The organism is Actinomycetota bacterium (assembly GCA_019347675.1).
In the GTDB taxonomy this organism is placed as follows: Bacteria; Actinomycetota; Nitriliruptoria; order Nitriliruptorales; family JAHWKO01; genus JAHWKW01.
This window is the reverse complement of record JAHWKW010000008.1, coordinates 53257-79490: the sequence shown is the minus strand read 5'-3', so window position 1 is coordinate 79490 and position 26234 is coordinate 53257. Positions and strand designations below refer to the sequence as shown.

Sequence of the window (26234 nt, the reverse complement as noted above, 5' to 3'; positions counted from 1 at the left end):
GCCCGCGGTGACACCGGGCTCATCGCTGCTGGCCCACCCAGGTACGACAGCGGTCGTGGTCCACCCTCGACACGGTTAGGCTCGTGCGTCCGAGCATCGCCGGATGAGGTGGTGTCGTGACAGGGAGACAGCCCGTGGCCGAGGGGATCGCCAAGGTCGGCGTCGTGGGGTGCGGGACGATGGGGTCGGGCATCAGCGAGCTCGTCGCGCGCCATGGCATCGACGTGACCTTCGTCGAGGTCGACGACGACGCCGTCGAGGTCGGCAGGCAGCGGATCGCCTACTCCCTGCAGCGGCTGGTCGACCACGGCAAGCTCGACCCGTCCGAGCGCGATGGCGTCCTCAGCCGCATCGCGGGGACCACCAAGTACGCCGCACTGTCGGACGCCGACCTGGTCGTCGAGGCCGTGCCGGAGGATCTCGACCTCAAGCAGGACGTCATGGCCAAGGTCGACGACAACGTCGCCGAGGGCACGATCCTGGCGACGAACACGTCATCGTTGCCGGTCTTGGACATCGCCGTGCACACCCGCCACCCCAACCACGTGCTCGGCTTCCACTTCTTCAACCCGGCGCCCGTGATGCAGCTGATCGAGCTGGTCCGCACGCCCGTGACCGACGAGGCGGTGGTCACTCGTGCGGAGCGTTTCGCCGTCCGCATCGGCAAGACCCCCGTGGTCGTCGGTGACCGCCCCGGGTTCATCGCCAACCAGCTGCTGTTCCCGTACCTCAACCAGGCCATCGGCATGGTGGCGTCGGGGTACGCCACCAAGGATGACGTCGACGCCGCCATGCGTTTGGGGGCGGGCCACCCCATGGGGCCGATTGCGCTGGCCGACCTGGTCGGACTCGACACCATGCTGGGGATCACCGAGACCATCTGGCGCCACTTCAACCAGACCCGGTTCGCGCCCCAGCCGATCCTGCGACACCTGACCATCGCCGGGTACCACGGCCGCAAGACCGGCCGCGGGTTCTACCGTTACGCGGAGCCGGGCTCGTCCCAGGTGCTGGACGCCGACGAGGCGGCACGGGACGCGGCCGACCCGTCGGTGATCGCCGGATGGTCCCGTGTCGGGGTGGTGGGCACCGGCACGATGGCGACCGGGGTCGCGCAGGTCGTCGCTCAGGCCGGGTACCAGGTCGTCGTGCGCGGGCGGGCTCTGCACAAGGCCGAGGGCGTGATCGACGGGATCTCCAAAGGGCTCCAGCGGCTCGTGGACAAGGACCGGCTCAGCGAAGGGGACCGGGTCGAGATCCTCGGACGCCTGCAGCCCACGGCGGATTTCGATCACTTAAGGCCGTGCGACGTCGTGATCGAGGCCGTCGCCGAAGACCCGACCGTGAAGCGGACGGTGTTCGCCGCGATCGATCGGGCGGTCGACGAGGACGCGGTCGTGGCGACGACCACCTCGAGCTTGCCGGTGATCGAGTGCGCGATGGCCACCACCCGACCCGATCGCGTGGTCGGACTGCACTTTTTCAACCCCGCCCCGGTGATGAAGCTCGTCGAGATCGTCCCCACAGTCCGCTCCGATCTGGACGTGATCGAGCAGTGCCGCGCGTTCGTCGAGGGCTGCGGGAAGGTCGGTGTGCTGTGCAGCGACCGAGCAGGGTTCATCGTGAACGCCCTGCTGTTTCCCTACCTCAACGACGCGATCAGGATGATCGAGTCCCACTACGCCACCGCCGAACAGATCGACACGGCGATGAAGCTCGGCACGGCTCACCCGATGGGGCCGTTCGAACTGATGGACATCGTCGGCTTGGACGTGACGCTGGCGATCATCCAACGGCTGCACGCGGAGCACCGCGAGCCGTCGTTCGCGCCGGCGCCTCTGCTCAGCCGCATGGTCGAAGCCGGCTACCTGGGCAAGAAGGCCGGCCGTGGCTTCTACGTCTACCGCAGATGAGTGCCGAGCAACGCGGCGGGGCGCTTCGCGCCGAACGCGGCCCAGCCACGACCCAACCGGTGGCTGGACGCCCCGGCACCCCGGTGTGGAAGGAGCTCGCCCGGTTCCTGCCGGATCTGGCCCGTCTCTTCGCTGACGTCATCCGCGACCCGCGCGTCCCGCTTCGGGCGAAGATCCTCGCCGCTGCGGTGGCCACCTACCTGGTGTCGCCGATGGATGTGATCCCCGACTTCATCCCGGGTGTGGGACAGATGGACGATGTGGCGTTCGCCGCCTGGGGCGTGCAGCAGCTGTTGCGATCCGCCGGCTACGACGTCCTCAAGGACCTGTGGCGGGGCAGCGACGACGGTTTCTTCCTCCTCATGGTGGTCGCCGGCGTGGAGAAGTAGAGCGGCCGTGGGCAAAGGCAGAGGGCACCAGCGCAGCCTCGCCCGCGCCCGGGCGCGGCGGGTTCGTCAGAACCGACTGGCTAGGCGCCGCCGGCGGATGACCGTCGGCGTGATCGGCGCGGTCGTCCTGGTCGTGGCGCTGGCGATGATCGTGTCGCTGTTGCCGCCCCGCGTGGCCCCCGTGGTCGATCAGCCGACGCCCGACGTCGCCTGCGGCGGTCAGGTCCCCGCCGTCGCCGGTCAGGACAAGCCGCGCTTCGACGAGCCGCCTGAGCTGAGCATCGACCCGACGGCGGACTACCGCGCCACCATCGCGACGTCATGCGGACACGTGATCGTCGACCTGTACGAGGAGCAGGCGCCGCGGACGGTGAACAACTTCGTGTTCCTCGCCGAGCAGGGGTTCTACGACGGGCTGACGTTCCACCGTGTGGCCCCCGGGTTCGTCGTCCAGGGGGGCGACCCCGCAGGGGAGGGCAGCGGCGGCCCCGGCTACCGCTTCGGCGACGAGCTGCACCTCGCCAGGACCCAAGGGTACGTCCCTGGGTCGGTCGCGATGGCCAACTCGGGTCCCGACACCAACGGCTCGCAGTTCTTCATCGTGCTCCCCGGCGGCGCTGAGGCGTTGCAGCCGCAGTACAACCTGTTCGGGCAGGTCGTCGACGGCATGGACGCCGTGCAGCGGATCGAGGAGGTCCCGCTGAGTGGACAGTCCCCCCTGCGGCGGGTGTACATCGAGGCTGTCACCATCGAGGCGGTGACGCGATCGCCCACCGACGCGGCATCGCCGGCATCGACCACGACAGGGACGTAGACGTGACCGACCAGTTCGACGCACCGCCACCGATCCAGATCGATCCTCAACGCGACTACTCGGCGACGGTCGAGACCACCGAGGGGACGATCGAGCTGAACCTGTTGGTGGCTGACAGTCCACGGACGGTGAACAATTTCGTGTTCCTGGCCCGGAACGGCTTCTACGACGGGGTGATCTTCCATCGGGTGATCGAGGGCTTCATGATCCAGGGCGGCGACCCCACCGGGACCGGCAGGGGCGGACCCGGGTACCGCTTCGAGGACGAGCTCGAACTGGCCCGACAGCGTGGCTACCCCCGCGGGACGGTCGCGATGGCCAACGCCGGTCCCGACACCAACGGGTCGCAGTTCTTCATCGTCCAGCGCGACGCGCCGCTCCCGCCCAACTACTCCGTCTTCGGTGAGGTTGGCGTCGGGATGGACGTCGTCGACGAGATCGCCTCCACCTCGACCGATGCCAACGACCGGCCGCGCGAGGACGTCACGATCCGCACGGTGGCGATCTCCGAGTCGCGAGTCGGCGGCGCCGCCATGTGATGCACCGTCGAGCGACCGCCTTGCCCAGACCGCGCGACGCCCAAGACCGCAACCACCGTGTGGTTGCGATCGCGGTCGGTTCGGGAGTGCTGGCCCTGGTCGCGGTGGTCGCCGTCGTCGTGGCCGCCGTGACGACGGGCCCACGACCCGAGGAGGACGTCGCGCGCGACTTCGTCGAGGCGGCGCTACGTGGCCAGGAGGAGGCGTCCTACACGCTGGTCACCCACGCCTACCGGGCGGTGGTGACCCGCCGCGACCACGCGGTGTTGGTGGCGGAACTGCACCGGCTCGCCGGCGACGACGTCACCGTCGAGGTGCTCGGCTCTCAACGCACGGCTGGAAGTGAGCCCGCCCAGTCGCTCGTCGGGTACACGGCTCAGACGGCAGCGGGCACCGCCGAGGGTGTGATCACGCTGTTGCGGTTGGGCGACCGGTGGCGGGTGGCCGAGGCCAGCTACCGGTTCGTCGACGCACCGCGGGCCGAACGCGAGCGACTGGGGGCGGTCATCCGCCGGCTCGGCGAGCAGGTCGCCGAACGCGCAGGTCAGCTGCGTGGCAACTGACCCGGCGACATGGGGGGTCCGTTACCGCGCCCGGCTCAGCCCTCGTCGCTCCGGCGCGGCCCGTCGGCGTCACCTCCGGGCCAGGGCGGAAGATCCTCCAGACGGACGGTCTCGCGACGCACCCCGCGCTCGAAGTCGCGCATGCGCCGTGGGTAGCCGACCTTCGCCGCGTCGTACACGGGGACGCCGTGCTTGGCGCAGAAGCTCTCGGCGTGCGAGCGGTCCTTCACCGGCCGGCGCAGGTATTCGCCGTCGGCGGCCACCAGCAGCAGCGTTGTGGAGTAGATCGCCGTCTTGGGCTCGAGGTAGCCCTCGACACCTTCCCGCGTCGCGATGAAGTCCTCCAGCTCCTTGACCGCGGCGCCGGAGGGCGCGGCGGTGCTCTTCGATGGCGGCTTCCGTCGGGTCTCTCCCTTGAACCACGCCCGGAGCCGCTCGCCGAACCTCACCGGGCCACCTGCCGGTACACGCGGTACGCCAACGCCTCCTCGAAGCCCAGTTCGGCCATCAACCGCCCGCTGTCGGGGTTGGTCACCACGCCTGCGACCCGGTAGCCGAGCGCAGCAGCGTCGTTGAGTGCCCGGGTGATCACCGCTGTCGCCAGCCCGCGGCGCCGGTGGAGTGGCGCCGTGGCGATCGTGCTGATCCCAGCCAGGTCAGCGGTGCACAGCAGCAGTCCCATCGCCACGATCTCGGACCCGTAGGGGGCGCCGTACACCGCCCCGTGCTGGTACGGGCGGGCGTGGCGCAGCACGTTGCGCGCGAGGTCCTCGAACACCAGCCGATCGCTGCGACCGAAGCCGAAGCTCGTGCTGGCGACCGAAGCGAGCCGTTCCGCCAGCGACGGATCGGTCAGTAGCTGAACCCGGTGGCTGTCTCGGACCGGTAGGTCGGAGGCAGGCAGCTCGAGGGCCATGCCCGAGACCGGCGTCAGAGGCACGTACCCGCGCGTGCGCAGGAGGCGGTCGACGTCCTCGTCGACACGATCATCACGGAGCCACAGGGTGTGTGGCAGGTCGCCGAAGAAGTGCTGCACCTCAGCGACGGCGAGGTCGGGCTGCTCCAGGTCCAGCGCGGTCGCACGGTTGAAGACCGACGGCCCCCCACACTGGGCCATGACGGCGTGGTCGGAGACGACGCCATCCCCGGACGGGGTGACGTGGCCGAACGCCAGCACCTGGAGACGGAAGTGGTCGTCGAGAGCCTGGGCGAGATCCAGATCGCGGACGGCGACCGTACTCGTCGTCGCCTCCGTCGTCCCCCAACTCACCGTGTGGGTTCCCTTCCGTCGCTGCCCTCGCCAACGAGGCTACCAACCAGCTACATGCGCGTTCGCGCCGATGGGACGGCGTGGACGGTGGCGCAGCGAGGCGAGCTGCGAGAAGGTGGCGAGGTCGGCCAGGAGGGATCAACGTGGACTGGCGCGGGGCGGTGCTGCGGCGCTTGGCGAGACGTTTCCGGATCGGCGACGACATCCTGCGCCACCTGTCCACGTTCCAGCGCCTCGGCGAGCGCTTGGAGATGCATCCACCCGCCGAGATGCTCCCCGTGGGCGCCCGGACGCTGGTTCGGGCGCTGCGGACGCGGAGCGCCGCCCAGATCCGCCCGGACTGGTTGTGGCCGTACTGGCTCGAACGCCAGCTCGACCCCGAGTCGCCGTCGTTCGTGCCGCGCGGTCACCTGCCGTTCGCCGCGAACGTCACCCACCGCAACTGGACCGCGATCGGCAACCCCAACTCGCCGTGGGAGGCGGTGGTCGATCCCGCCGGGCTGGTGACCCCCAGGCACGACAGCTGGTCGGTGGACTGGTGGGTGCGATCCTCGGCGGGTTGGCACCTGCCCAGCCGCGAGACCGACGTGACCCAGAGGCTGGTCGACGACCTGCCGGTCGTCGAGACGAGCATCGCGGTCGCCGGTGGGCAGGCCCGCCAGCGGGCCTGGGCGACCCGCGTCGAAGGCGAGGAGTTCGCCGTCGTGGAGGTCACCAACCGGTCGGATGCGGCGCTCGAGGTGGCCTTCGCGGTGCGGCCGTACAACCCCGAGGGTCTCGCGGTGGTGCAGTCCATCGAGGTCGAGGCCCGCCAGCTGCGCGCCGACGCTGAGGTGGCGCTGCTGTTGCCGTGGCGGCCGGTCGCGAACGTGGCGTCCGGCTACCACCTCGGCGACAGCCTGCACACGCTGGTCCGGGGCAGGGCGACCTCGACCGTGCCCCAGCGCGTCGACGACCCGGCCGGGCTCGCCCAGGCGGCGGTCGTGTACGACGTCCCGGCCGGGGAGCGGATCCACGTGCTGGTTCCCCTCCCTCCGCGGCGTACGGTGCGTGTCCCCGACAACCGCCTGCATCGCGCCGCACGTGTGGACGTCGTCCGTAGCCGGTGGGCGGGGACCCTCGACCGTGGACTTCGTGTCCGGCTGCCGGACCCGGAGCTGCAGAGCGCGGTCGACGCCAACCGCGCCTACCAGCTGATCCTGCACGACCCGGGCGACATCACCGCGGGGCCGTCCACCTACCACCGCTTCTGGTTCCGCGATGCCGCCTACCAGCTCGGAGCGCTCGACCGGTGGGGCTTCCACGAGGAGGTCGAGGACGTCCTGCACACCTACCCGCAACGGCAGCGCAGCGACGGCTTCTTCTACAGCCAGTGGCGCGAGTGGGACGCCAACGGCGCAGCCATCCACGCCATCGCTGAGCACCATCGCCTCACCGGGAACGACGACCTGCTGCGCGAGCTGGAGCCTGCCGTGCGGGCAGGCGTGAACTGGATCGAGCGCACACGGCAAGGGGTGAGGTCACGGACCCGTCGGGGGATGACACGTGCCCCTGCTCCGCGGGGGGTGCAGGGTCTGCTCCCTGCCGGGGTCTCCGCGGAGCACCTTGGGCCGTTCGACTACTACTACTGGGACGACTTCTGGGGTCTGCGCGGGCTGATCGACGGTGCCGAGATCGCACGCGTCCTCGGCCAGCCCGACGCTGCGACCCGCATCGAGGCGGCAGCGCACCGCTATCGGCGCGACATCCTCGCGTCGATCACCTGGGCGAGCCGGCACGCAGATCGCGAGCATCCGTTCATCCCCGCCGGGCCCTACCGAGGCATCGATGCGGGCATGGTCGGGTCCCTGGCCGCGTCGGTCCCTCTGGGGCTGATCGCGGCCGACGACCCGCTGATCGAGGGGACGCTGCGCATCGTCCGTGAGAACTTCTGCATCGGGGATGCCTTCTACCAGCAGATCTCCCACACCGGCCTCGGCACCTACCTGACCCTGCAACTGGCGTTCGTCGAACTCGAACGGGGCGACATACGCGGTTGGCGGCGGCTGCAGTGGCTGATGGATGCGGCCACGCCGACGTTCACGTGGCCGGAGGCGATCCACCCGCAGCTGGCCGGGGGATGCATCGGCGACGGACACCACGGGTGGGCCGCGGCGGACTTCCTGACCTTCGTGCGCGCCATGCTGCTCCGTGAGCAGCCTGACGGGTCGGTGGCGCTCCTCGGGGTCCTGCCGCCGGAGTGGCGTGGCGAGGAGGTCGAGGTCTCCAACGCCCCGACCTACGCCGGGCGGCTGAGCTACCGGCTGACATGGGACGGCGACCAGCCGGTGCTGGGCTGGCGGTGGGACGGGCGGGGCGCGATGCTGCGCGCCCCGGCTCTGGACCCCGACTGGGCCAGCGACGAAAGCGCGGGCGAGATGGCGCTGGCACCGGTCCGTTGACGCCACGCCGACCACCTGCGTCTCTAGCTGCGGTAGCGGCGCACCGTCCAGTACGCAACGTATGCCCCCATGGCGGTGGCCAGCATCCCGATCTTCTTCGCCCAGCCGCGGGCACGCGTGGCCTCCTTCTGCTCCTTGGTGCGGTGGAACATCCCGTCGAGGACGAACGCGTCGATGTCGAGCCCCATTTGCACCGCCCGCGAGTTGAGCGTCGCCTCGACCTCGTACCCAACGATGTCCTCGGGTTCCAGCGACTCGAACAGGTCGCGTTTCATGGCCCGTTCGCCGGTCAGCTTCGGGAGCACGTGCAGGAAGAACCAGTTCGCGACCGGACCGCGGTCGAACAGCCCCAGCGACATGCCCGCCCCGCCGATCGACACCGCCCCGATCAGCCGGTCGACGTGATCGGCACGCAGACCGACCAGGTCGGCGTCGAGGAAGCAGATCACGTCGGCGTCGGTGGCGGCGACACCAGCGACCATCGCGCGTCCCTTTCCGGCGCGCGACTCGGTGACGACGCGAGCGTCGTGCCGGCGGGCCACCTCGGCCGTCGCGTCCGTCGAGCCGTTGTCGACGACGATGACCTCCTCGACGAGTCCCGCGGACTTCGCCGCGTCGATCACGTCACCGATCGTCGTCTCCTCGTTGTACGCGGGGATGATGACGGTGGCGCTGACGGTCACGAGGTGGCCGGCTGCTCGCTGGCTTGCCCATCCTCGACCAGCTCGACGAGCACGCCGCCTGTGCTCGCCGGGTGGACGAACGCGACGGTGTGCCCCCCGCCGCCACGGCGCGGGACGGTGTCGATCAGACGGACCCCGGCGTCTCTGAGCTCGGCCAGCGCGTCGGCGACGGAGGGGACGGCGAAGGCGACGTGGTGCATCCCGGGGCCGTGGCGGTCGAGGAACCGTGCAACGGTCGAACCTTCGCTGGTCGGCGCCACCAGCTGGATGTAGCCGTCGCCCACTCGGAGCATCGCCTCCTCCACCAGGTCCGTTTCGATCACCTCGCGACCTTCCAGCTCCGCCCCGAACACCCCTTCCCACAGCGCGATGGCGACGTCGAGATCGTCGACCGCGAACGCAACCTGTTCGATGCGGGTCAGCTCCACAGGCACCCTCCGATCGACCCGCGCTCATCCTGCCGGCTCGCCGCCGACGTCCGCCAACCGCCGGGTCGTCCAGCTGGCCGCTTGCGGGAGGCGCTGTGCGCTCCCGCGTACGATGGCGCGGCACCCACGCCAGGAGAACGGCCTGTGAGCAACCCAACCGTCATCGTCGGCTACGCCCGCACCCCGATCGCCAGGTTCAACGGTGGCCTCACGCCACTGTCGGCGATGAACCTCGGTGCCATCGCGATCGACGCGGCGTTGCGCAAGGCCGGCGTCGCCCCCGAACAGGTCGGCTACGTGGTGATGGGTCACGTGCTGCAGGCCGGCCAGGGACAGATCACGGCTCGGCAGGCCGCGGTCGAAGCCGGCGTGCCGATGACCACCCCGGCCGTGACGGTCAACAAAGTGTGCCTGTCGGGGATGACCGCCATCGCCGACGCGGACCGGCTGATCCGCGCCGGTGACTTCGACGTGGTCGTCGCCGGGGGGATGGAGTCGATGACCAACGCCCCGTACCTGCTGCCCCAGGGCCGCTTCGGGTACCGCATGGGTGACGGGGCCCTGGTCGATGCGATGATGTGGGACGGGCTGACCGACCCCTTCGAGCACGTCAGCATGGGGGCCGCCAGCGACGACGTGAACACGCGGCTGCAGATCGACCGCCAGGCGCAGGACGAGTGGGCCGCCCGGTCGCACGAGCGGGCCGTGACCGCCTGGAAGGAGGGTTTCTTCGCCGACGAGGTTATCTCGGTGCAGGTCCCCGCGGGCCGCGGCAACCGAGGGGAGGCCGTGATCGTCGAGCAGGACGAGGGCATGCGACCTGGCACGACCGCCGAGCGCCTGGCGGGTCTGCGCCCCGCCTTCAGTCAGCAGGGCACGATCACCGCCGGGAACGCGTCGCAGATCTCGGACGGTGCTGCGGCGCTTGTCCTCACATCACGCGACAAGGCCGACGAGCTTGGCCTCAGCACCCTGGGCACGGTGCAGGGCTGGGCGACGGTCGCTGGCCCCGACAGCTCGCTGCACAACCAGCCCAGCCGGGCCATCGCGGCGGTTTCCGAGCGGCTGGCCGACGACCCGGCCGCCTACGACCTGTACGAGATCAACGAGGCGTTCTCAGCGGTCGCGATCCAGTGCGTCCGTGACCTCGGCCTCGACGATGACCGGGTCAACGTCAACGGCGGCGCGGTCGCTCTGGGCCACCCGATCGGCGCGACCGGCGCCCGGATCACGATCACGCTGCTGGCTGAGCTGGCCCGCCGCGGCGGTGGACGCGGCGTCGCAGCGCTGTGCGGCGGCGGCGGACAGGGGGACGCGCTGGTGGTCGAAGCCACCGGTCACGACCCGGCCATCTCGTAGCGGGTGACCTCGACGGACGTCGCAGACCTGGTCGAGGGCCTTGACAAGGGGGAACGCCGTGCCCTGGCCCGGTTGCTGACCCTGGTTCAGGACGGCGGTCCGCACGTCCTGCGCGACGTGGTCGAGGCGCTGCACCCGCGGACCGGGAACGCACGGGTAATCGGGATCACCGGGTCGCCGGGTGTGGGCAAGTCGACCCTGACCAACAGCCTGGCCGCGGAGCTGCGGTCGCGGGGGCAGACGGTGGCGGTCGTGGCCATCGACCCGTCCTCGCCGTTCACGGGCGGGGCGCTCCTCGGCGACCGCGTCCGGATGCAGTCGCACTACGCCGATCCGGGGGTGTTCATCCGGTCGATGGCGGCCCGCGGACACCTGGGCGGGATCGCGTTCGCGACCCCCCAGGCCGTCCTGGTCCTCGACGCGGCCGGCTTCGACGTCGCGATCATCGAGACGGTCGGGGTCGGCCAGTCCGAGGTCGAGGTCGCCGCCACCGCGGACACCACCGTGGTGTGCGTCGCCCCGGGGATGGGCGACAGCATCCAAGCGGCGAAGGCCGGCATCTTGGAGGTCGCTGACGTCTTCGTGATCAACAAGGCCGACCACGGCGGGGCGGGCAGGACCGAATCCGAGCTGCGCGGCATGCTCGAACTCGGACACGAGCTCTCGACCGACGCCGCGGACGAACACCGATGGATGCCCCCGATCGTTCGCACGGTCGCGGTCCGCGAAGAGGGGATCGCCGAGCTCGCCGGCGCCCTCGAACGCCACCACCGCTACCTCGTCGACCACGGGATCCTCGACGTGCGGCGCCGCGAACGGGCCCGCCAGACCATCCGCGAGATCGCGGTCGCACAGGTCCGTGAACGGATCGCGACGGCCGCTGGCGCGACCGACCCCCTCCTCGACACGCTCGCGGACAAGGTCGCGGCGCGCGACCTGACCCCATACGCGGCCGCCGACCAGCTCCTCGACGCGTTGGAGGCCTGACCGCTTCTCGACCGCGGTGCTACAACGGCACGGTCGGCGGCGACAGGGACCGTGGTGGGCGCACAGGCGGGCAGCGTCCCCCTGCCACCGGTCGACGAGGTCGCCGCGGGAGTATGGGTGATCCCGGTCCCCATCCCGATCAACCCGCTGCGCTACGTCCTGGTCCACGCGCTGCAGGTCGGTGACGGCCTGGTCCTGATCGACGCCGGATGGGACACCACCGAGGCGTGGGACGCGCTCGGCGCGGGCCTGGCCCGGGTCGGGGCGACCGTCTCAGACGTGGCCGGGGTCCTGGTCACCCACCTGCACCCCGACCACTACGGGCTGGCCGGGCGGGTCCGGGACGCGTCCGGGTGCTGGGTGGGCCTGCACCCGGCCGACGCCGCGCTGCTGGCCGACCGCTACGTCCACATCGACGACCTCGTCGAGGCAACCCGCGACGTCCTGGTCGAGGCCGGCGTCCCCTCCGACGAGGTCGGCGTGCTGGCCACCGCCAGCGTCGAGGTCCGCCCGTTCGTCGCGCTCGCCGAGCCCGACATCCTGATCGAAGACGGAGCCCGCGTCGAGCTGCCGGGCTGGGAGCTCACCGCGATCCACACCCCCGGCCACTCGCCGGGCCACCTGTGCTTCCGTGAGGACCGGCTGCAGATCGTGTTCACCGGCGATCACGTCCTGCCGCGCATCACCCCCAACGTGTCCTACCACCCGCAGTCGGGCCCCGACCCGCTGGGGGACTACCTCAGCTCGCTGGAACGGGTCCGTGGCGAGGGTGACGTCCTGGCGTTGCCAGCGCACGAGTGGCGCTTCCACGGCCTGGCGGCGCGCGTCGACGAGCTGCTCCGCCACCACGAGCAGCGCCTCGCCGAGATCACCGACATCGCCGCGGCCGGCGCCCAGACCGCCTGGGAGATGGCACAGCGCCTGTCGTGGTCCCGCCCGTGGGACCGCATCGAGGGCTTCATGCGGCGCATGGCCGTCGCCGAGGTCCACGCACACCTGCTCCTGCTCGAGCGACGCGGAGTTGTGTCGCGGGTCGGTGACCGCCCGGCCCGGTGGTCGCCGCCCACGTGAACCCGACCCGGAAGCGGCCGGCCGTCATCCGACCAGCCGTTCCGCTTCCCGCTCCAGGACTTCCAAGGTGGCGCGCACGTCCTCCTCGGTGGTACGCAGGTTCCCGATCGCGATGCGCAGGACGGCGCGCCCGCGCAGCTGTGTGTGAGACAGGAACGCAGTGCCGGAGGCGTTCACCGCGTCGAGGAGCGCCCCGTTGCGGCGATCCTCCTCGACCGGGTCGACCCCGTACCGCGCCCGCAGGCACACCGTCGACAACGGCACCGGCGCGACCCGCTCGAACCGGTCGTGGCGGTCGACCCAGTCGGCGACCAGCTGCGCCAGCCGGACGTGCTCGCGGATCCGCGCTGCCAAGCCGTCGGCCCCGAAGTAGCGCAGCACCATCCACAGTTTCAGTGCCCGGAACCGCCGGCCGAGCTGGAAGCCCCAGTCCGTGTAGTCCTCGACGCCGTCGTCGGTGCGCAGGTACACGGGCGCCAGGCTGAACACCCGCTTGAGCGCGCCCACGTCGCGAACGTAAAGGGTGCTGCAGCCGATCGGGGTGAACAGCCACTTGTGCGGGTTGACGACGACCGAGTCGGCCTGCGACGCCCCGTCGAGGACGTGGCGCAGCTCCGGGGCGACCGCCGCGATGCCGCCGTACGCCCCGTCGACGTGCAGCCAGATCGGGTCGGCTCCCACCCGGTGCCGGCGGCAAACCTCCGCCACGGCCGTCAGCGGGTCGATGCTCGTGCTCGACGTCGTCCCGACCGTGGCCACCACCGCCAGCGGGAGCCACCCGGCGCGGACGTCGTCGTCGATGGCCTCGGCCAACGCTCCCGGTTGCATCCGGAACGCCGCGTCGGTCGCGACGGTGCGCAGCCCGTCGCGACCGAGGCCGAGCGTGATCAGCGCCTTCTCCACCGACGCGTTGACCTCGCCGGACGCGTACACCCGGCCGCGCACCGCCACGCCCGCCAGGCCGGTCTCACGCACGCCTGGCAGCTCCCGCTCGCGTGCGGCGGCCAACGCGACCAGCGTGGACGTCGAGGCGGTGTCGAAGATCACGCCACGGAACGCGCTGGGCAGGCCCAGCAGCTGCCGGAGCCAGTCGGTGACGACCTGCTCGAGTTCCGTGGCGGCCGGGGCGGTCCGCCACAGCATCGGGTTGAGGTTCAGTGCGGCGGTCACCAGCTCGGCCAGGATCCCGGGGCCCGATCCGGTGATCGCGAAGTAGGCGAAGAAACGTGGGTGGTTCCAGTGGGTGACGCCGTCCAGCAACCGGTCGAGGTCGGCGAGGATCGCCTCCACCGGCTCGCCGCGGACCGGCGGTGACGACGGCAGCCGGCGGCGGATGTCGCCCGGGCCGACGCGGGGCAGGACGGGCAGGTCACCGACCCGGTCGAGGTAGTCGGCGACCCAATCGAGCGCCGCGCGGCCGTGCCGCCGCAGCTCGTCGGTCGGCATGTCGCCCAGCAGGGGGGCGGCGTGCTGTCGGGCTTGCTGCTGGGGGTCGTGTTCGGGCATCCACTGCTCCCCGCACCGATCGCCTTGTCGTCGCGACGGTGGACCGTAGCCGGCGCCTGGCACCCCGCCACGTGGCGGTTACCGTCAGAGACCACGTGCGGCGACACGGCCAGGAGTCCGGAGTGATCTGCGTCAACTGCGGGTACGACAACCCCCCCGCCACCCACTACTGCGACAACTGCGGCGTGGAGCTCGGGCGGAGCACCACGCCCGACACCCACCCCGACGAGGTCGTGGACGACCCCGACGCTGCGGGAGGCACGTCGTTCAGTCAGCGATCGCAGGCCCCCGACCCGGATCAGGACGAGACGGGCAGCTGACGGCATGTGCGGGGCCGCGGCGGCGTGGCAGACTGGCGGTGTTGCGGTCCAGCGGGCCTCGCGACGAGAGGAACCCGGCACATGGCCGAGCCGCGCTGGCATGAGCTGTACGAACGCTGGCGGGAACGGTACGCCACCAGCCCGGAACGTGACGGACCGTTCCAGACCATCTCGGGGGTCCCGCTCGAGCCCGTGTACGGCCCGCACAACGTCACGCTGGACGCCGACCGCATCGGCTATCCCGGCCTGTACCCCTACACCCGCGGCGTGTACCCCTCGATGTACCGCGGACGCAGATGGACCATCCGCCAGTTCGCAGGGTTCGCCGACGCCACCCAGACCAACCGGCGCTACCACGACCTCGTCAACGCCGGCCAGCACGGGTTGTCCGTCGCGTTCGACATGCCGACCCTGATGGGGCTGGACTCCGACGACCCGCGCGCGCTGGGCGAGGTCGGCCACTGTGGGGTCGCGATCGACAGCGTCCGCGACATGGAGCGCCTCTTCGACGGCCTGCCGCTGGGCGAGATCACGACCTCCATGACCATCAACGCCCCTGCGGTGACCCTGTTCTGCATGTACGCCGTCGTCGCCGAGCGCCAAGGCTGGACCCTCGATCAGCTGGGCGGGACCCTGCAGACCGACATCCTCAAGGAGTACATCGCCCAGAAGGAGTGGCTGTTCCCCCCGCGACCGCACCTCAAGCTGATCGGTGACCTGATCGAGTTCTGCACCGAACGGGTGCCGCGGTACCACCCGGTGTCGATCTCCGGCTACCACATCCGCGAGGCCGGCTCGACCGCCGCGCAGGAACTCGCGTTCACGCTCGCCGACGGGTTCGCGTACGTCGAACTCGGCCAGCAGCGCGGCCTCGACGTCGACGTGTTCGTCCCGCGGTTCAGCTTCTTCTTCGACGCCCACATCGACTTCTTCGAGGAGATCGCCAAGTTCCGCGCGGCGCGGCGGATCTGGGCACGCTGGCTGAAGGAGCGCTACGGCGCACGTGATCAGCGCGCCATGTTGATGCGGTTCCACACCCAGACGGCCGGCGTGTCGCTCGCCGCGCAGCAGCCCGACAACAACATCACGCGGACCACGATCGAGGCGCTGGCGGCCGTCCTCGGTGGCACGCAGTCGTTGCACACCAACGCGCTCGACGAGGTCATGGCGCTGCCGTCCAACCACGCCGCCAAGGTCGCGTTGCGCACCCAGCAGATCCTCGCCGAGGAGACCGGCGTGACCAACGTCATCGATCCGCTGGGCGGTTCATGGTACGTCGAGGCGCTCACCGATGAGCTCGAGCGCCGCGCCGAGGAGTACTTCCGCCGCATCGAGGAGAGCAGCCCGGACGGGTCGATGGTGGAGGGCATCCTGCGCGGGATCGACGACGGCTGGTTCATGTCGGAGATCGCCGACGCCGCCTTCGTGTTCCAGCAGCGGATGGAGAAGGGTGACTTCGTGATGGTCGGCGTCAACGCCTACACCGACCCCACCGACCTCGACGAGTCGGAGATCCTGCGCATCTCTCACGAGGTCGAACGGGCCCAGCGCCAGCGGGTCGCCGAGGTCCGCACAGCCCGCGACCACGGGTCGGTCGCGGGCGCGCTGGACCGGCTGCGGGCGGCAGCGCAGGCCGACGACAACCTCGTGCCGGTGATCATGGACGCTGTCCGGGTCGACTGCACGGTGGGGGAGATCTCCAAGGCGCTGCAGGACGTCTGGGGCACCTATACCGAGCCTGCGCGTCTGTAGGCGTGGATCCAGACGCCGTGCCCGTGGAGTGGTGGGAGGAGGACGCCGCCTCCAGCCCGGCGGAGATCCACCGTCGCCACGTCGCCAACAAGGCCAGCTGGGAGCGAGCCGCAGCGCACGACACCGACCAGGTCGACGACGACATCGCGTTGCTTGCAAGCGGCGCCAGCACCGTGCATCGCATCGAGCGGGACCTTCTGACCCAACACGCCGGTCCGCTCACCGAGTGGTGCAAGTTCGCCGTCCACCTGCAGTGCGCATCCGGGCGCGACACCCTCTCGCTGCTCAACGAAGGGGTCCGGCGGGTCGTCGGCATCGACATCGCCGAGGCGCACGTCCGCAACGCACGCCGCAAGGCCGCGGCGCTCGCCGCCGCCGCGAGGTTCCACTGCTGTGACGTGCTCGACGCCCCGCGGGAGCTGGATGGCAGCGCGGACCTGGTCTACACCGGACGGGGCGCCATCGGTTGGCTGCACGACCTGGACGGATGGGCGCGGGTGGTGGCCCGGCTGCTGGCCCCCGGCGGGTGGCTGAGCCTGTTCGACGACCACCCGGCGAGCCACCTGTTCGACGCCGACGCCGACCACCTGGCCTACAGCGGCGTCGACTACTTCCACGGCTCGTCTGCCGGGTACGGCTTCTCGCAGAGCTTCGTCGACCACCTGGGAATCCCCGCTGACGAGGCGCTGGTGGCCCACGATCGGCTGTGGACCTTCGCGGACCTGTTCGCGGCCATCACCGCCGCGGGAATGCGCATCGTCCACCTCGGAGAGCACCCCCAGGCTTACTGGGACGCATTCCCCAACGTGCCCGACCAGCTCCAGTGCCGCGTCCCACAGACGTTCTCCATCCTCGCGCGTCAAGGAGGCTGACCGTGCCGGTCCTGATCACGGCCGCGGAAACCGCCGTCGGGCAGGCGCTCGTGCACCGCATCGCCGCGACCGGCGGGGAAGTGCGTGCGTACTGTGGCCCCGACGCCCCGCTGGCGCTGCTGCGCCAGGCCGGCGCCGTCTGCGCCTCCGGATCCCTGCTCGACGAGGGCCACCTCGAGACCGCCATGGAGCAGGTCCACACCGTGGTCCACTTCGCTGTCCGCCTCGACGTCGACATCCCCGAGCAGCTGTTGGAGGAGACCGCCACGGTGGTCGCTGCCGCGGTCGGGGCCGGCGTCCGACGGCTCATCGCCGTGTCGCTGCCGGGGCCCGATCCCAACGCGCCGGACCGGGTCCGCACGGTGGCCGGCGAGGCCGAGGCGGTCGTCGAGGCAGTGGACTTCCCGAGCGTCATCGTGCGGCCGTCGCTGGTCGACACCGGGGAGCTGCGCGCGACGTTGGTCCGGACGCCGCTGGGCCGTTCCGCCCTGGACAACGCCGTCGCACCGGTGGCGGTCGAGGACCTGGTGGACCTGCTGGCCGCGCTGGACGAACGTCGCGACCTGGTCGGCGACCGCCACATCGTCGTGGCCGCCGACGGGCCGGAGGTGGTCCCGCTGGGCGACTACCTGCGTCGGGTCGGCATAACCCCGCTGTCGTTGGCGGCCCGCACGGCGACGCGGCTGCGTTCCGGCGGGAACGAGACGCTCCAGGAGGCGCTCGGCGGGCCGTGGACCTCCGCGCCTGACGTCAGCGACGCGTGGGCGCTCGCCGGCATCACACCGCGCTCCCCGCTGGCGACGACCTCGCCTCCGCCCTAGTCGCTGTCGCCGAGAGGCCTGTGCACGACGTAGTGGTCGTCGAGCTCCACGACCACGTCGAAGCCGGCGTCTTCGTAGAACACCAGATCGCCCCGGTACAGCCGCTCGGGTGAGTCGTCGGATCGCGGCGGGTACGCCTCCACCGTGTTGAACCCCTGACGCTCGAACGCGTCGACGGCAGCGTCGAGGAGCCGGTGCGCGACGCCCCGCCCGGGTCCGTCGCGCGCCACCACGAGGCACGCGACGACCGCGGTTCGTTGCGTGCGCGCGGGCAGCGGCGCCGGGACCTTGAGGTGTGGCAGCTCGACGCGCGACGTGGCGTGGCACCACCCGACCGCGCGGCCGCGGTCGAACGCCACCCATCCCCGGACCAGGCCGACCTCGGCCAGTCGCTGCATGCGGGCGCGGTTGCGGGCGGCGTCGCTCGGATCGAACTCGTCGGCCGGCCCCGGGAAGGTGTCGTAGGCGCAGTAGGAACCCGCCCACGGGTGTCCATCCGGGAACGCCTCACGGTCGAGGAAGCCCAGCCACGCATCCGTCAGCTCCGGGCTGAGCGGGCGGACAGACACCCGGTCGGCCGCGTCGCCCTCCGCGTCTGGGCGCTGCTCGTCGTCCTCCGACTCCGACCGAGCCTCACGGACGAGCAGGACCGTGACCACTGCCAGCAGCACGGCGAACGCTCGCGACAGCACCGGTGCCGGGAGCGCCAGGGCGAGCTCCGCGCCGAGCAGCGCGCCGATCATCCCGCCGATGCCCAGCTGGAGTCCCGCGCGCCAATCGGTGTAGCCGCGACGGGCGTGGGTGACCGCACCGAGTGCCGCGGTCGGCAGGATGATCGCCAACGACGTGCCCTCGGCCAGGTGCTGGCCGTACCCGAACAGGATCACCAGCGCCGGCACGATGATCGCACCGCCGCCGATGCCCAGCAGGGCCGACACAACGCCGGTGACCAAGCCCAGGACGAGGTGCGCGGCGAGCGACGACCAAGCGACGTCCACCACAGCGCCCCCGCCGGCCGGTTCGGACGAGCCGAACACCAGCAGCCGGACCGCCATCACCGCGAGCAACCCCGCGAACAGCCACCGCAGCCGTCGCTCCCGGACGCGTGGCATCAGCCACGCCCCGCCCTGGACCCCAGCCACCGCCCCGACCGCCACGGTCGCGGCCCCCAACCAGGCCACTGCCCCGTCGAACGCGAACCGGGTGGCACCGACCGCGGCGGGGATCACGATCGCAAGCAGCGACGTGGCATGCGCGACGTGTTGCGGGCGGTGCAGCAGCAGCACCAGCACCGGGACCAGCAGCACACCGCCGCCGATGCCGAACAAACCGGCGAGGAACCCGGCGCCGAACCCGCCCGCGAGGGCCAGGAGGGTCTCGCGGTTCACGGCTCGTGCACCCGACCGCTCCTCTACACTCCTCGGCACGTTTGCACGAGAGGCTACGCCAGGCGGATCGACGCTCGATTCAACTCGTGCTGCAACAGCGCGACCGGTCGGGGCAGCACGCACCGCGGACCGGCGCGCGACGCCTCGCTCGCCGCCGGAGACGATCGGTTCGTCGTGGGTGACTACGTGACGCTCGAGGTCGACGCAGCGCGTCGGGTGGGGATCATCCGCCTGGACCGCCCCAAGATGAACGCGCTGAGCCGGCAGGTCTGGCGGGAGCTCGCCGAGGCAGCCGGGGAAGCCCGTGACCGCGACGACGTCGCAGCGGTGGTGGTGTGGGGTGGCCCGAACGTCTTCGCGGCCGGGGCCGACGTCAAGGAGTTCCCCGGCCTGGACGTCCGCACCGCCCGAGACGAGCTGGGGCCGCTGCTGCGCGACAGCCTCGCCGCGGTGGAGCAGCTGCCGAAGGTGACGATCGCCGCGGTGCACGGCTACGCCCTGGGTGGCGGGTGCGAGCTGGCGATGGCATGCGACTTCCGGTACGCCGCCGACGACGCCACGCTGGGCCAACCGGAGATCATGCTCGGGTTGATCCCCGGCGCCGGCGCGACCCAGCGTCTACCGCGTCTGATCGGCCTGTCGCGGGCCAAGGACCTGATCTACTCCGGACGCAGTCTGTCCGCGCAGCAGGCGGAGCGTTGGGGGCTGGTCGACCGGGTGTACCCCGCCGGCGAGCTCTACGACGCGGCGGTGGCGGCGGCGGCCGGGTTCGCCGCCGGCCCCTACGCGTTGCGGCTGGCCAAACAGGCGATCAGCGACGGCGTCGAGATGCCGCTCGAGGAGGGCCTGCGGCTCGAGTCGTCACTGTTCGCGCAGTGCTTCGCCAGCGAAGATGCGCGGATCGGCGTGCGCAGCTTCATCGAGCAGGGGCCGGGGAAGGGCGAGTTCACCGGACGGTAGTGCGACAGGCAACAGGCAACGTGGAGGGACCATGGCCGTCAACCGGACCGGCACCCGCCGGGACGTCTCCCAGATGAGCATCAAGGACAAGCAGTCCCTCTACCACGACTGGGAGGCGCGGAACTACGACGCGAAGTTCTCCATCTCCTACGACGAGCGCTGCATCTCCTACTCCCGTGAGCGATTCCGCAAGGCCATCCCCGACGGCGGGCGGTTCGACCACGTCCTGGAGGTCGGCGCGGGGACAGGGTTCTTCGTGATCAACCTGTGGCAGGCCGGGATCGTCGGGCGCGACGTGCACGTCACCGACATCTCGCAGGGGATGCTGGCCGAGTGCGTCCGCAACGCCGCAGAGCACGGCCTGCAGGTCGTGGCGGCGCACGGGGACGCCGAAGCACTGCCCTACGCCGACGAGCGCTTCGACCTGGTGATCGGCCACGCGTTCCTGCACCACCTGCCCGATCCCGCGGCGGCCATCCGCGAGGCGTACCGGATCCTCAAGCCCGGAGGGTCGCTGGTGGTCGCCGGCGAACCCAGCCTGTGGGGGGACAGGATCCTTCGGCGTGTGAAGCGGGGAACCTACCTGGGGTTCCGGACGGTCACGGCCCTGCCGCCACTGCGGTCGTGGCGCCGCCCGTCCGGTCACACCGGCGAGGACCACGGTGAGTTCGACGGCGACTCGGACGTGTCCGCGTTGGAGTGGGAGGTCGACCTGCACACCTTCGCGCCCGGTGACGTGGAGCAGATCGCCCACGACGCCGGCTTCGTCGACGTCCGGACGGTCACCGAGGATCTCACCGCCAACTGGTTCGGTTGGGCGGTGCGCACGATCGAGGGGTCCACGGCCCCCGGCAAGCTCGGGTCGCGCTGGGCCCACTGGGCCTACCGCACGTTCCTCCGCCTGCAAACGTTCGACGAACGGCTGCTGTCGCGGGTCGTGCCGCGTGACCTGTTCTACAACGTCATCCTCCACGCACGGAAAGCCTGAGGGCTCCAGGGCGACTTCACCATGAGCGAGCCGCACGCTGTCGCAGCGCACGTCGACCAGGACGTCGTCGACGAGGCGCTACGTCACCACGTCGACCTGGCGGTCGCCGCAGCGGTCGCGCGGGAGAGCACTCGCCGCGTCGCGTTGCTGGCCTCCGACCTCGCAGCCGAGCTGGACCTGCCTGACGCCCTGCGGTTGCGGCCACCACCGCGGCTGCGCTATCCCCGTTGGGGATGGCGCCAGGCCATCCGGTTCGCGGTGCATCGACGCATGTACACCGCCCAGTACCGCCAGCTGTTCCGTCGTTACCTGTGGCACCGACTCCGCAGCCCCGGCGTGGAGTTCCAGGGTCTGGTGTTCACCGGTCGGCGGGTGGAGCTGTACGCCCGCCCCGGACACGGCCGGCTCGTGATCGGTCCGTGGTGCTGGATCGGGAACGACAACAAGCTCCGCGCCCACGAAGGGCAGCTCACGCTCGGCGAGAAGGTGGTCATGGGCCGTGACAACGTCGTCAACGCGTACCTCGATATCGAGATCGGCGGCGCCAGCATCATCGCCGACTGGGTGTACGTCGTTGACTTCGACCACCGCTTCGATCGCCTCGACGTCCCGATCAAGGACCAAGGCATCGTCAAGGCCCCCGTCCGCATCGGTCGTGACGTGTGGATCGGGGAGAAGGCTTCGGTCCTTCGCGGCGTCGACGTCGGTGACGGCTCGGTGATCGCCAGCCACTGCCTGGTCAACCACGACGTCCCGCCGTTCTCGCTGGCGGTGGGGGTTCCGGTGCGGGTGGTGCGATCCCGGCTACCGCCCGGCATGCCACCGGATGAGGCGCTGGGTCTGCTGCGTTCCGGTCGGCCGATCCCCGGCGACCCGCTCGAGGCGCCACCCGGCGAACGACCTGAGCAGCTGTGACCGGAGCGGGCGCGTCCGACGACGGCACGCCCGACAGCGGCCCGCCCGTAGCATCGGTCAGGTGAACCGGCCGGTCGGAATCCTGGTGATCGCCCTGGGGGTGGGGGCGGTCATCGTTGGCGTGCTGATCTGGTCCGGCGCCTTGTCCTGGTTCGGTCGCCTCCCGGGAGACATCCGCATCGAAGGGGAACACACACGGGTCTACATCCCGATCGTGTCGATGCTGCTGATCTCGGTGGTGCTGAGCCTGCTCTTCACGATCTTCGGCCGGTTCTTCCTGTGACGTGACCCCGGTCTGGCACACCTCGGATGGGGGTCAGGAACTCACAGCAGCTACGGTCGCGTGGAGCCCGGGAGGTTGCAGTGACCGTCGTGGACGATCTCCGCGTCGTCCTGCCCGCAGACGCGGTCATCTCCGACCGGGACGTCCTCGGCTCTTATCGGCGCGATCGGGCGGGGCTCACCGAGGCCGGCGATCCCGCCTGTGTCGTCCTGCCACGCGACGCTGAGGAGGTGGCGACGGTCGTGCGGATCGCCGCCGAGTCGGGTACGCCGGTGGTGCCACGGGGCGCCGGCTCGGGCCTGTCCGGGGCGGCGAACGCGATAGACGGATGCATCATCGTGTCGCTGATGCGGATGGACCGCATCGTCGAGATCGACCCCGACAACCTCTTGGCCGTCGTCGAACCGGGAGTGCTGAACTCCGCGCTGGCGGCGGCGGTGGCCGCTCACGGGCTGTGGTACCCGCCAGATCCGGCGAGCCGGGAGTTCTCCACGATCGGCGGGAACCTCGCGACGAACGCCGGCGGACTCTGCTGCGTGAAGTACGGCGTGACCGGCGACTTCGTTCTCGGCCTGGAGGTCGTCCTCGCCGACGCCCGCGTCGCCCGCTTCGGACGGAGGACGGTCAAAGGCGTCGCCGGCTACGACGTCGTCGCGCTCTTCGTCGGTTCGGAGGGGACCCTCGGCATCATCACGCAGGCGACGCTCCGTCTCCGCCCGCGCCGTCCCCCTCCCGCCACGCTCGTGGCGACGTTCGGAGCCCTCGCGTCATGTGGCGACGCCATCGCCCGGATCATGCGCAGGACGGTGCCCGCACTGCTCGAGGTGCTCGACCGCACGACCATCCAGGCGATCGACGAGTGGAAGCGGATGGGGTTCGGCCCGGATACGGGCGCCCTGCTGGTTGCCCAATCCGACGTCGCAGGCGCGGAGGCGGGAGAAGAGTTGGAGACGATCGAACGGTGCTGTCGCGGTGCTGGGGCCGTGTTCGTCGCCAGGTCGTCGGACCGGGACGAGGCCGACGAACTGATGGCAGCCCGCAGGTTCGCGTACGAGGCGCTCGAACGGCAGGGTGCGACGCTCCTCGACGACGTCGCGGTCCCGCCGGCACGCGTCCCGGACCTCTTGGCCGGCATCGAGCAGATCTCCGCCGCGCGCGGGGTGGTCATCGGCACGTTCGGGCATGCGGGGGACGGCAACATGCATCCGACGATCGTGTTCGACCGCGACGATGTCTCCGGGGTGGCAGCGGCTCGTGCGGCGTTCGACGACATCGTCGAGCTCGCGCTGCGCCTCGGAGGCACGGTGACCGGCGAGCACGGTGTGGGTGTCCTCAAGCGCGCTCACCTGGCGCGCGAGTTGGGCCAGACCGGCGTTGACGTGCACGGTTGGGTCAAGGATGCCTTCGACCCGGGGAGCATCCTGAACCCGGGGAAGGTGACCGTCGAGAGGCGAGGTCCGCGGCCGCCCGTACGACTCCACCAGGGCGGCGACGCATGATCGCATCGCCAGCCTGGGGGTCGGTGACGACTTGCCGTCGGGGCGGCAGCTGGCCGCCGAGTTCGCGATGACCGCTGTGGTCGCGTACGACTTCGGCAGGACGAGCTGCCGCGGTGTGGTCGTGGTCGACGGCACGCCAGGGGAGGTCGTGACGGAGGCGACGGAGGTGACGGTCATCGATCTGGACGGTGAGCAGGCGGTCGTCGACACGCTCCGGCGGCTCACCGAGCGTCTGGGTCCTCCGCCGGTTCAGGGCGCGGCGCTCGGCCTGACCGGCGTGCGCCAGGCGTCGAGGACGCGTGACAGGGTCGGCGAGGTCCTCGGCGAGCTGCACGGGCAGGCGAGATCGGTCGTTGCCAGTGACGTGACGATCGCTCACGCGGGGGCGCTCGGCGGGCGCCCCGGCGTCGTCGTGCTCGCAGGGACGGGCGCGGCCACGCTCGGTGTCTCCCCCGCCGGCGAGCCGGTGCACGTCGACGGTTGGGGCTACCTGCTGGGGGACGCCGGCAGCGGCTTCCGTATCGGGCGCTCCGGGCTCGCTGCTGCGCTCGCCCGCCGCGATGGTCGCGGCGCGCCCACCGTGCTCGTCGAGCTCGCCGAGGATCGGTTCGGGCCGCTGCAGAACCTGCCTGCCCGTATCCACGGGGAGACCAACCCTGCACGCCTCGTCGCCAGCTTCAGCGACGCGGTGGCGGTTGCGGCCCGTGCCGGCGACGAGATCGCACAGAGGATCTGGACGCACGCCGCCGAAGATCTCGCCCGGAGCGCGGCTGCGGCCGTCGAACGGCTCGGGGCGCGCACACCGCGATCGGATGCCGCCTCCTGGTCTGTAGCGGTGTCGTGGGCCGGCGGCCTTTTCTCCAACCGCGATCTGCTCGTCGATCCCTTCCGGGAACAGCTCGCACGGCTCGCACCCACAGCCGCTGTCACCCCGCCACAGGGAGATCCGCTCGACGGCGCGGCTCTGCTCGCGCGCGATGACCGCACCTGCCACGAACGTCTCCTCCTCCACCGTCACGGAGTGGGGAGACGACCGACGAACGAACCAACCGGGACGCATGCAGTGTCCCAGACGGGAGAGGAATGATGGAACGAACACGACCCAAGCTGGCGGCGATCGCCGCTCTGTTGCTGGTGTTCGCCGCCTGTGGCGGCACCGAGCCGGGGACGGACACCGATCAGCTGCCTGACGGTCGAGAGGGCGACGCCGCTGCTGGGAGCATCGAGGTCTGGATCATGCAGCCGGGCACGGAGGCGGTCGAGAACATCGTCCGCGACCAGGTCGAAGCCTTCCAGCAAGACACCGGCGCCACCGTGGACCTGCAGTTCGTCCCCTGGCCGGCAGCGCACGACCAGTTCGTCACGTCGATCGCCGGTGACCGCACGCCGGACGTCGCCGAGATGGGTACCACCTGGACGCCGGAGTTCGGCGAGATGGGCGCACTGGCTGCCGTACAGACCGGCGAGCAGGACTTCGTCGAGAGCCTCGTCGAGAGCGGGACGATCGAGGGTGAGACGCTGGGCGCCCCGTGGTACGCAGGTGCGCGTGCGCTGATCTACCGATCCGACGTCTTCGAGGATCTCGGGTTGGAGCCGCCACAGACCTGGGACGAACTCGTCCGGGCCGGCGAGGTGATCGACGAACAGACCGACCTCTTCCCGTTCGGGGTGATCGGCGGGTACACGCACCTGTACCTGCCGATGATCTGGCAGTGGGGCGGTGAGATCGCCGTCGAGACAGACGGCACATGGGAGTCGAGGATCAACTCGCCCGAGGCGGTCGAGGCCTGGACCACCTACGCGGACCTGTTCGAGCGTGGCTGGGCTCCGGAAGGCGCGCTGGGGTGGAACTCCGCCGACCTGCGCGAGGCCTTCGCGGCCGGCGACTTCGCGATGATGATCGGCGGGGGGTGGGATCTGTCCGCCATCCTCGCCAGCGCCCCGGACCTCGAGGGCAAGGTCGAGGCGGTCCTGACCCCCGAAGGGCCGGCCGGCAACCGCGCCGCGTTCGCCGGAGGCAGCCACTTCGTCGTCTTCGAGGGCAGCGACAACCCCGACCTCGCCCAGCAGTTCATCAGCCACATGCTGGAGGAGGAACGGGTCGCGGAGTTCGCGACGGAACTCGGTTTCCTTCCGGGGACCGAGAGCGGGATCGAGGCTTCCGGGCTGCTCGACGACCCGTTGTACAGTCCCTTCGCCGAGCAGCTGCGCGACCACTCCCGCACCTACCCGGCGTCGGGCGCGTGGGGCACGCTCGAGGGTGAAGGCGTCTTCGTCACCGCGATGGAGCAGATCCTTGGAGGTGAGCGCACCGTCGAGGAGGCCCTCAACGAGGTCGCGGACCGCATGAACGAGGCCTTCGCCGGCTGAGGAACGTCCGTGTCGGCACCGGCACAGACCCCGACGCAAGACCCACGTCTGCGGCGGCCCGGCGGGCCGGCGCCGCCGCAGGCGAGGTGGGACCGGACGTGGT

The 26234-nt window shown here is 70.9% G+C and carries 26 protein-coding genes; 20 read left to right on the top strand and 6 right to left on the bottom strand.

The features are described from left to right. Positions 1 to 134 precede the first annotated feature (134 nt). From KY462_06930 to KY462_06910, 5 genes are all read left to right on the top strand, one after another. Positions 135 to 1913: a 3-hydroxyacyl-CoA dehydrogenase family protein gene (locus KY462_06930; protein MBW3577461.1), complete on the top strand. Its 1779-nt coding sequence runs from the start codon at positions 135 to 137 to the stop codon at positions 1911 to 1913. Then, the gene (locus KY462_06925) at positions 1910 to 2302 is read left to right on the top strand and encodes a DUF1232 domain-containing protein (GenBank protein ID MBW3577460.1); all 393 of its coding nucleotides are present in this window, start codon (positions 1910 to 1912) and stop codon (positions 2300 to 2302) included. The genes KY462_06930 and KY462_06925 overlap by 4 nt, the downstream gene beginning before the upstream one ends. Positions 2303 to 2399: 97 nt before the next feature. Further along, entirely contained in the window at positions 2400 to 3116 is a 717-nt protein-coding gene (locus KY462_06920) for a peptidylprolyl isomerase (GenBank protein MBW3577459.1), read from the top strand. A gap of 32 nt (positions 3117 to 3148) precedes the next feature. After that, positions 3149 to 3655, top strand: a complete 507-nt coding sequence (locus tag KY462_06915; GenBank protein ID MBW3577458.1) for a peptidylprolyl isomerase — start codon at positions 3149 to 3151, stop codon at positions 3653 to 3655. Between the two features lie 20 nt (positions 3656 to 3675). Then, positions 3676 to 4218 (top strand): hypothetical protein, encoded by a 543-nt coding sequence (locus tag KY462_06910; protein MBW3577457.1) that lies wholly within the window; start codon positions 3676 to 3678, stop codon positions 4216 to 4218. Between the two features lie 35 nt (positions 4219 to 4253). Here the strand turns inward: KY462_06910 and KY462_06905 are convergent, their stop codons facing one another. Together KY462_06905 and KY462_06900 are read right to left on the bottom strand one after the other, a co-directional pair. Continuing rightward, positions 4254 to 4667, bottom strand: coding sequence for a hypothetical protein (locus KY462_06905; protein ID MBW3577456.1), 414 nt, complete (start codon positions 4665 to 4667; stop codon positions 4254 to 4256). Next, on the bottom strand, positions 4664 to 5488 hold the full coding sequence (locus KY462_06900) for a GNAT family N-acetyltransferase (protein ID MBW3577455.1): 825 nt from the start codon (positions 5486 to 5488) through the stop codon (positions 4664 to 4666). The genes KY462_06905 and KY462_06900 overlap by 4 nt, the downstream gene beginning before the upstream one ends. A gap of 143 nt (positions 5489 to 5631) precedes the next feature. Here KY462_06900 and KY462_06895 point away from each other — a divergent pair, with 143 nt between their 5' ends. After that, a complete protein-coding gene (locus KY462_06895; GenBank protein ID MBW3577454.1) occupies positions 5632 to 7929 on the top strand; it encodes a hypothetical protein in 2298 nt (765 codons plus the stop codon). Positions 7930 to 7952: 23 nt separating this feature from the next. Here the strand turns inward: KY462_06895 and KY462_06890 are convergent, their stop codons facing one another. Both KY462_06890 and mce read right to left on the bottom strand, forming a co-directional pair. Then, entirely contained in the window at positions 7953 to 8612 is a 660-nt protein-coding gene (locus tag KY462_06890; GenBank protein ID MBW3577453.1) for a glycosyltransferase, read from the bottom strand. Further along, on the bottom strand, positions 8609 to 9040 hold the full coding sequence (gene mce, locus KY462_06885) for a methylmalonyl-CoA epimerase (GenBank protein ID MBW3577452.1): 432 nt from the start codon (positions 9038 to 9040) through the stop codon (positions 8609 to 8611). Before mce ends, KY462_06890 begins: the two co-directional genes overlap by 4 nt. A 144-nt stretch (positions 9041 to 9184) precedes the next feature. Between mce and KY462_06880 the strand changes: the two genes are divergently transcribed. From KY462_06880 to KY462_06870, 3 genes are read left to right on the top strand one after another with little or no spacing between them, the layout of a single operon-like run. Beyond that, positions 9185 to 10399, top strand: coding sequence for an acetyl-CoA C-acetyltransferase (locus tag KY462_06880; protein ID MBW3577451.1), 1215 nt, complete (start codon positions 9185 to 9187; stop codon positions 10397 to 10399). Between the two features lie 3 nt (positions 10400 to 10402). Then, complete coding sequence (meaB, locus tag KY462_06875) at positions 10403 to 11386, top strand: methylmalonyl Co-A mutase-associated GTPase MeaB (protein ID MBW3577450.1); 984 nt, start codon at positions 10403 to 10405, stop codon at positions 11384 to 11386. A 51-nt stretch (positions 11387 to 11437) separates the two neighbouring features. Further along, on the top strand, positions 11438 to 12457 hold the full coding sequence (locus KY462_06870; GenBank protein ID MBW3577449.1) for an MBL fold metallo-hydrolase: 1020 nt from the start codon (positions 11438 to 11440) through the stop codon (positions 12455 to 12457). Between the two features lie 24 nt (positions 12458 to 12481). Here the strand turns inward: KY462_06870 and KY462_06865 are convergent, their stop codons facing one another. Beyond that, positions 12482 to 13903: an amino acid decarboxylase gene (locus KY462_06865; protein MBW3577448.1), complete on the bottom strand. Its 1422-nt coding sequence runs from the start codon at positions 13901 to 13903 to the stop codon at positions 12482 to 12484. A 182-nt stretch (positions 13904 to 14085) separates the two neighbouring features. On the opposite strand from KY462_06865, the gene KY462_06860 reads away from it, so the two are divergent. From KY462_06860 to KY462_06845, 4 genes are all read left to right on the top strand, one after another. Then, positions 14086 to 14283 carry a hypothetical protein gene (locus KY462_06860; GenBank protein MBW3577447.1) on the top strand — a complete coding sequence of 66 codons (198 nt, stop codon included), beginning with the start codon at positions 14086 to 14088 and terminating at the stop codon, positions 14281 to 14283. A gap of 81 nt (positions 14284 to 14364) precedes the next feature. Next, entirely contained in the window at positions 14365 to 16035 is a 1671-nt protein-coding gene (locus KY462_06855) for a methylmalonyl-CoA mutase (GenBank protein MBW3577446.1), read from the top strand. 2 nt (positions 16036 to 16037) lie between these two features. Further along, the gene (locus KY462_06850; protein MBW3577445.1) at positions 16038 to 16907 is read left to right on the top strand and encodes a class I SAM-dependent methyltransferase; all 870 of its coding nucleotides are present in this window, start codon (positions 16038 to 16040) and stop codon (positions 16905 to 16907) included. A gap of 2 nt (positions 16908 to 16909) precedes the next feature. After that, on the top strand, positions 16910 to 17728 hold the full coding sequence (locus KY462_06845) for an NAD(P)H-binding protein (protein ID MBW3577444.1): 819 nt from the start codon (positions 16910 to 16912) through the stop codon (positions 17726 to 17728). On the opposite strand, the gene KY462_06840 is transcribed toward KY462_06845, so the two are convergent. Next, complete coding sequence (locus tag KY462_06840) at positions 17725 to 19116, bottom strand: GNAT family N-acetyltransferase (GenBank protein ID MBW3577443.1); 1392 nt, start codon at positions 19114 to 19116, stop codon at positions 17725 to 17727. The two genes, KY462_06845 and KY462_06840, sit on opposite strands and share 4 nt — an antisense overlap. Positions 19117 to 19290: 174 nt before the next feature. Here KY462_06840 and KY462_06835 point away from each other — a divergent pair, with 174 nt between their 5' ends. From KY462_06835 to KY462_06805, 7 genes are all read left to right on the top strand, one after another. After that, positions 19291 to 20076: an enoyl-CoA hydratase/isomerase family protein gene (locus KY462_06835; protein ID MBW3577442.1), complete on the top strand. Its 786-nt coding sequence runs from the start codon at positions 19291 to 19293 to the stop codon at positions 20074 to 20076. Between the two features lie 31 nt (positions 20077 to 20107). After that, on the top strand, positions 20108 to 21064 hold the full coding sequence (locus tag KY462_06830; protein ID MBW3577441.1) for a class I SAM-dependent methyltransferase: 957 nt from the start codon (positions 20108 to 20110) through the stop codon (positions 21062 to 21064). Between the two features lie 270 nt (positions 21065 to 21334). Continuing rightward, the gene (locus KY462_06825) at positions 21335 to 21979 is read left to right on the top strand and encodes an acyltransferase (GenBank protein ID MBW3577440.1); all 645 of its coding nucleotides are present in this window, start codon (positions 21335 to 21337) and stop codon (positions 21977 to 21979) included. Further along, entirely contained in the window at positions 21891 to 22262 is a 372-nt protein-coding gene (locus KY462_06820) for a DUF2905 domain-containing protein (protein ID MBW3577439.1), read from the top strand. Before KY462_06825 ends, KY462_06820 begins: the two co-directional genes overlap by 89 nt. A 26-nt stretch (positions 22263 to 22288) precedes the next feature. Continuing rightward, complete coding sequence (locus tag KY462_06815) at positions 22289 to 23761, top strand: FAD-binding protein (GenBank protein ID MBW3577438.1); 1473 nt, start codon at positions 22289 to 22291, stop codon at positions 23759 to 23761. Positions 23762 to 23828: 67 nt separating this feature from the next. Beyond that, entirely contained in the window at positions 23829 to 24848 is a 1020-nt protein-coding gene (locus KY462_06810; protein MBW3577437.1) for an ATPase, read from the top strand. Continuing rightward, the gene (locus tag KY462_06805; protein ID MBW3577436.1) at positions 24848 to 26131 is read left to right on the top strand and encodes a sugar ABC transporter substrate-binding protein; all 1284 of its coding nucleotides are present in this window, start codon (positions 24848 to 24850) and stop codon (positions 26129 to 26131) included. Before KY462_06810 ends, KY462_06805 begins: the two co-directional genes overlap by 1 nt. The last annotated feature ends 103 nt before the right edge of the window (positions 26132 to 26234 follow it).

Excerpts from the sequence above, each read along its gene's own strand:
- KY462_06925 (MBW3577460.1), top strand. The coding sequence starts at position 1,910 with ATGAGTGCCGAGCAACGCGGCGGGGCGCTTCGCGCCGAACGCGGCCCA.
- KY462_06920 (MBW3577459.1), top strand. The coding sequence starts at position 2,400 with ATGACCGTCGGCGTGATCGGCGCGGTCGTCCTGGTCGTGGCGCTGGCG.
- KY462_06865 (MBW3577448.1), bottom strand. The coding sequence starts at position 13,903 with ATGCCGACCGACGAGCTGCGGCGGCACGGCCGCGCGGCGCTCGATTGG.
- KY462_06855 (MBW3577446.1), top strand. The coding sequence starts at position 14,365 with ATGGCCGAGCCGCGCTGGCATGAGCTGTACGAACGCTGGCGGGAACGG.
- KY462_06830 (MBW3577441.1), top strand. The coding sequence starts at position 20,108 with ATGGCCGTCAACCGGACCGGCACCCGCCGGGACGTCTCCCAGATGAGC.
- KY462_06825 (MBW3577440.1), top strand. The coding sequence starts at position 21,335 with ATGTACACCGCCCAGTACCGCCAGCTGTTCCGTCGTTACCTGTGGCAC.
- KY462_06820 (MBW3577439.1), top strand. The coding sequence starts at position 21,891 with ATGAGGCGCTGGGTCTGCTGCGTTCCGGTCGGCCGATCCCCGGCGACC.
- KY462_06815 (MBW3577438.1), top strand. The coding sequence starts at position 22,289 with ATGGGGGTCAGGAACTCACAGCAGCTACGGTCGCGTGGAGCCCGGGAG.
- KY462_06810 (MBW3577437.1), top strand. The coding sequence starts at position 23,829 with ATGACCGCTGTGGTCGCGTACGACTTCGGCAGGACGAGCTGCCGCGGT.
- KY462_06805 (MBW3577436.1), top strand. The coding sequence starts at position 24,848 with ATGGAACGAACACGACCCAAGCTGGCGGCGATCGCCGCTCTGTTGCTG.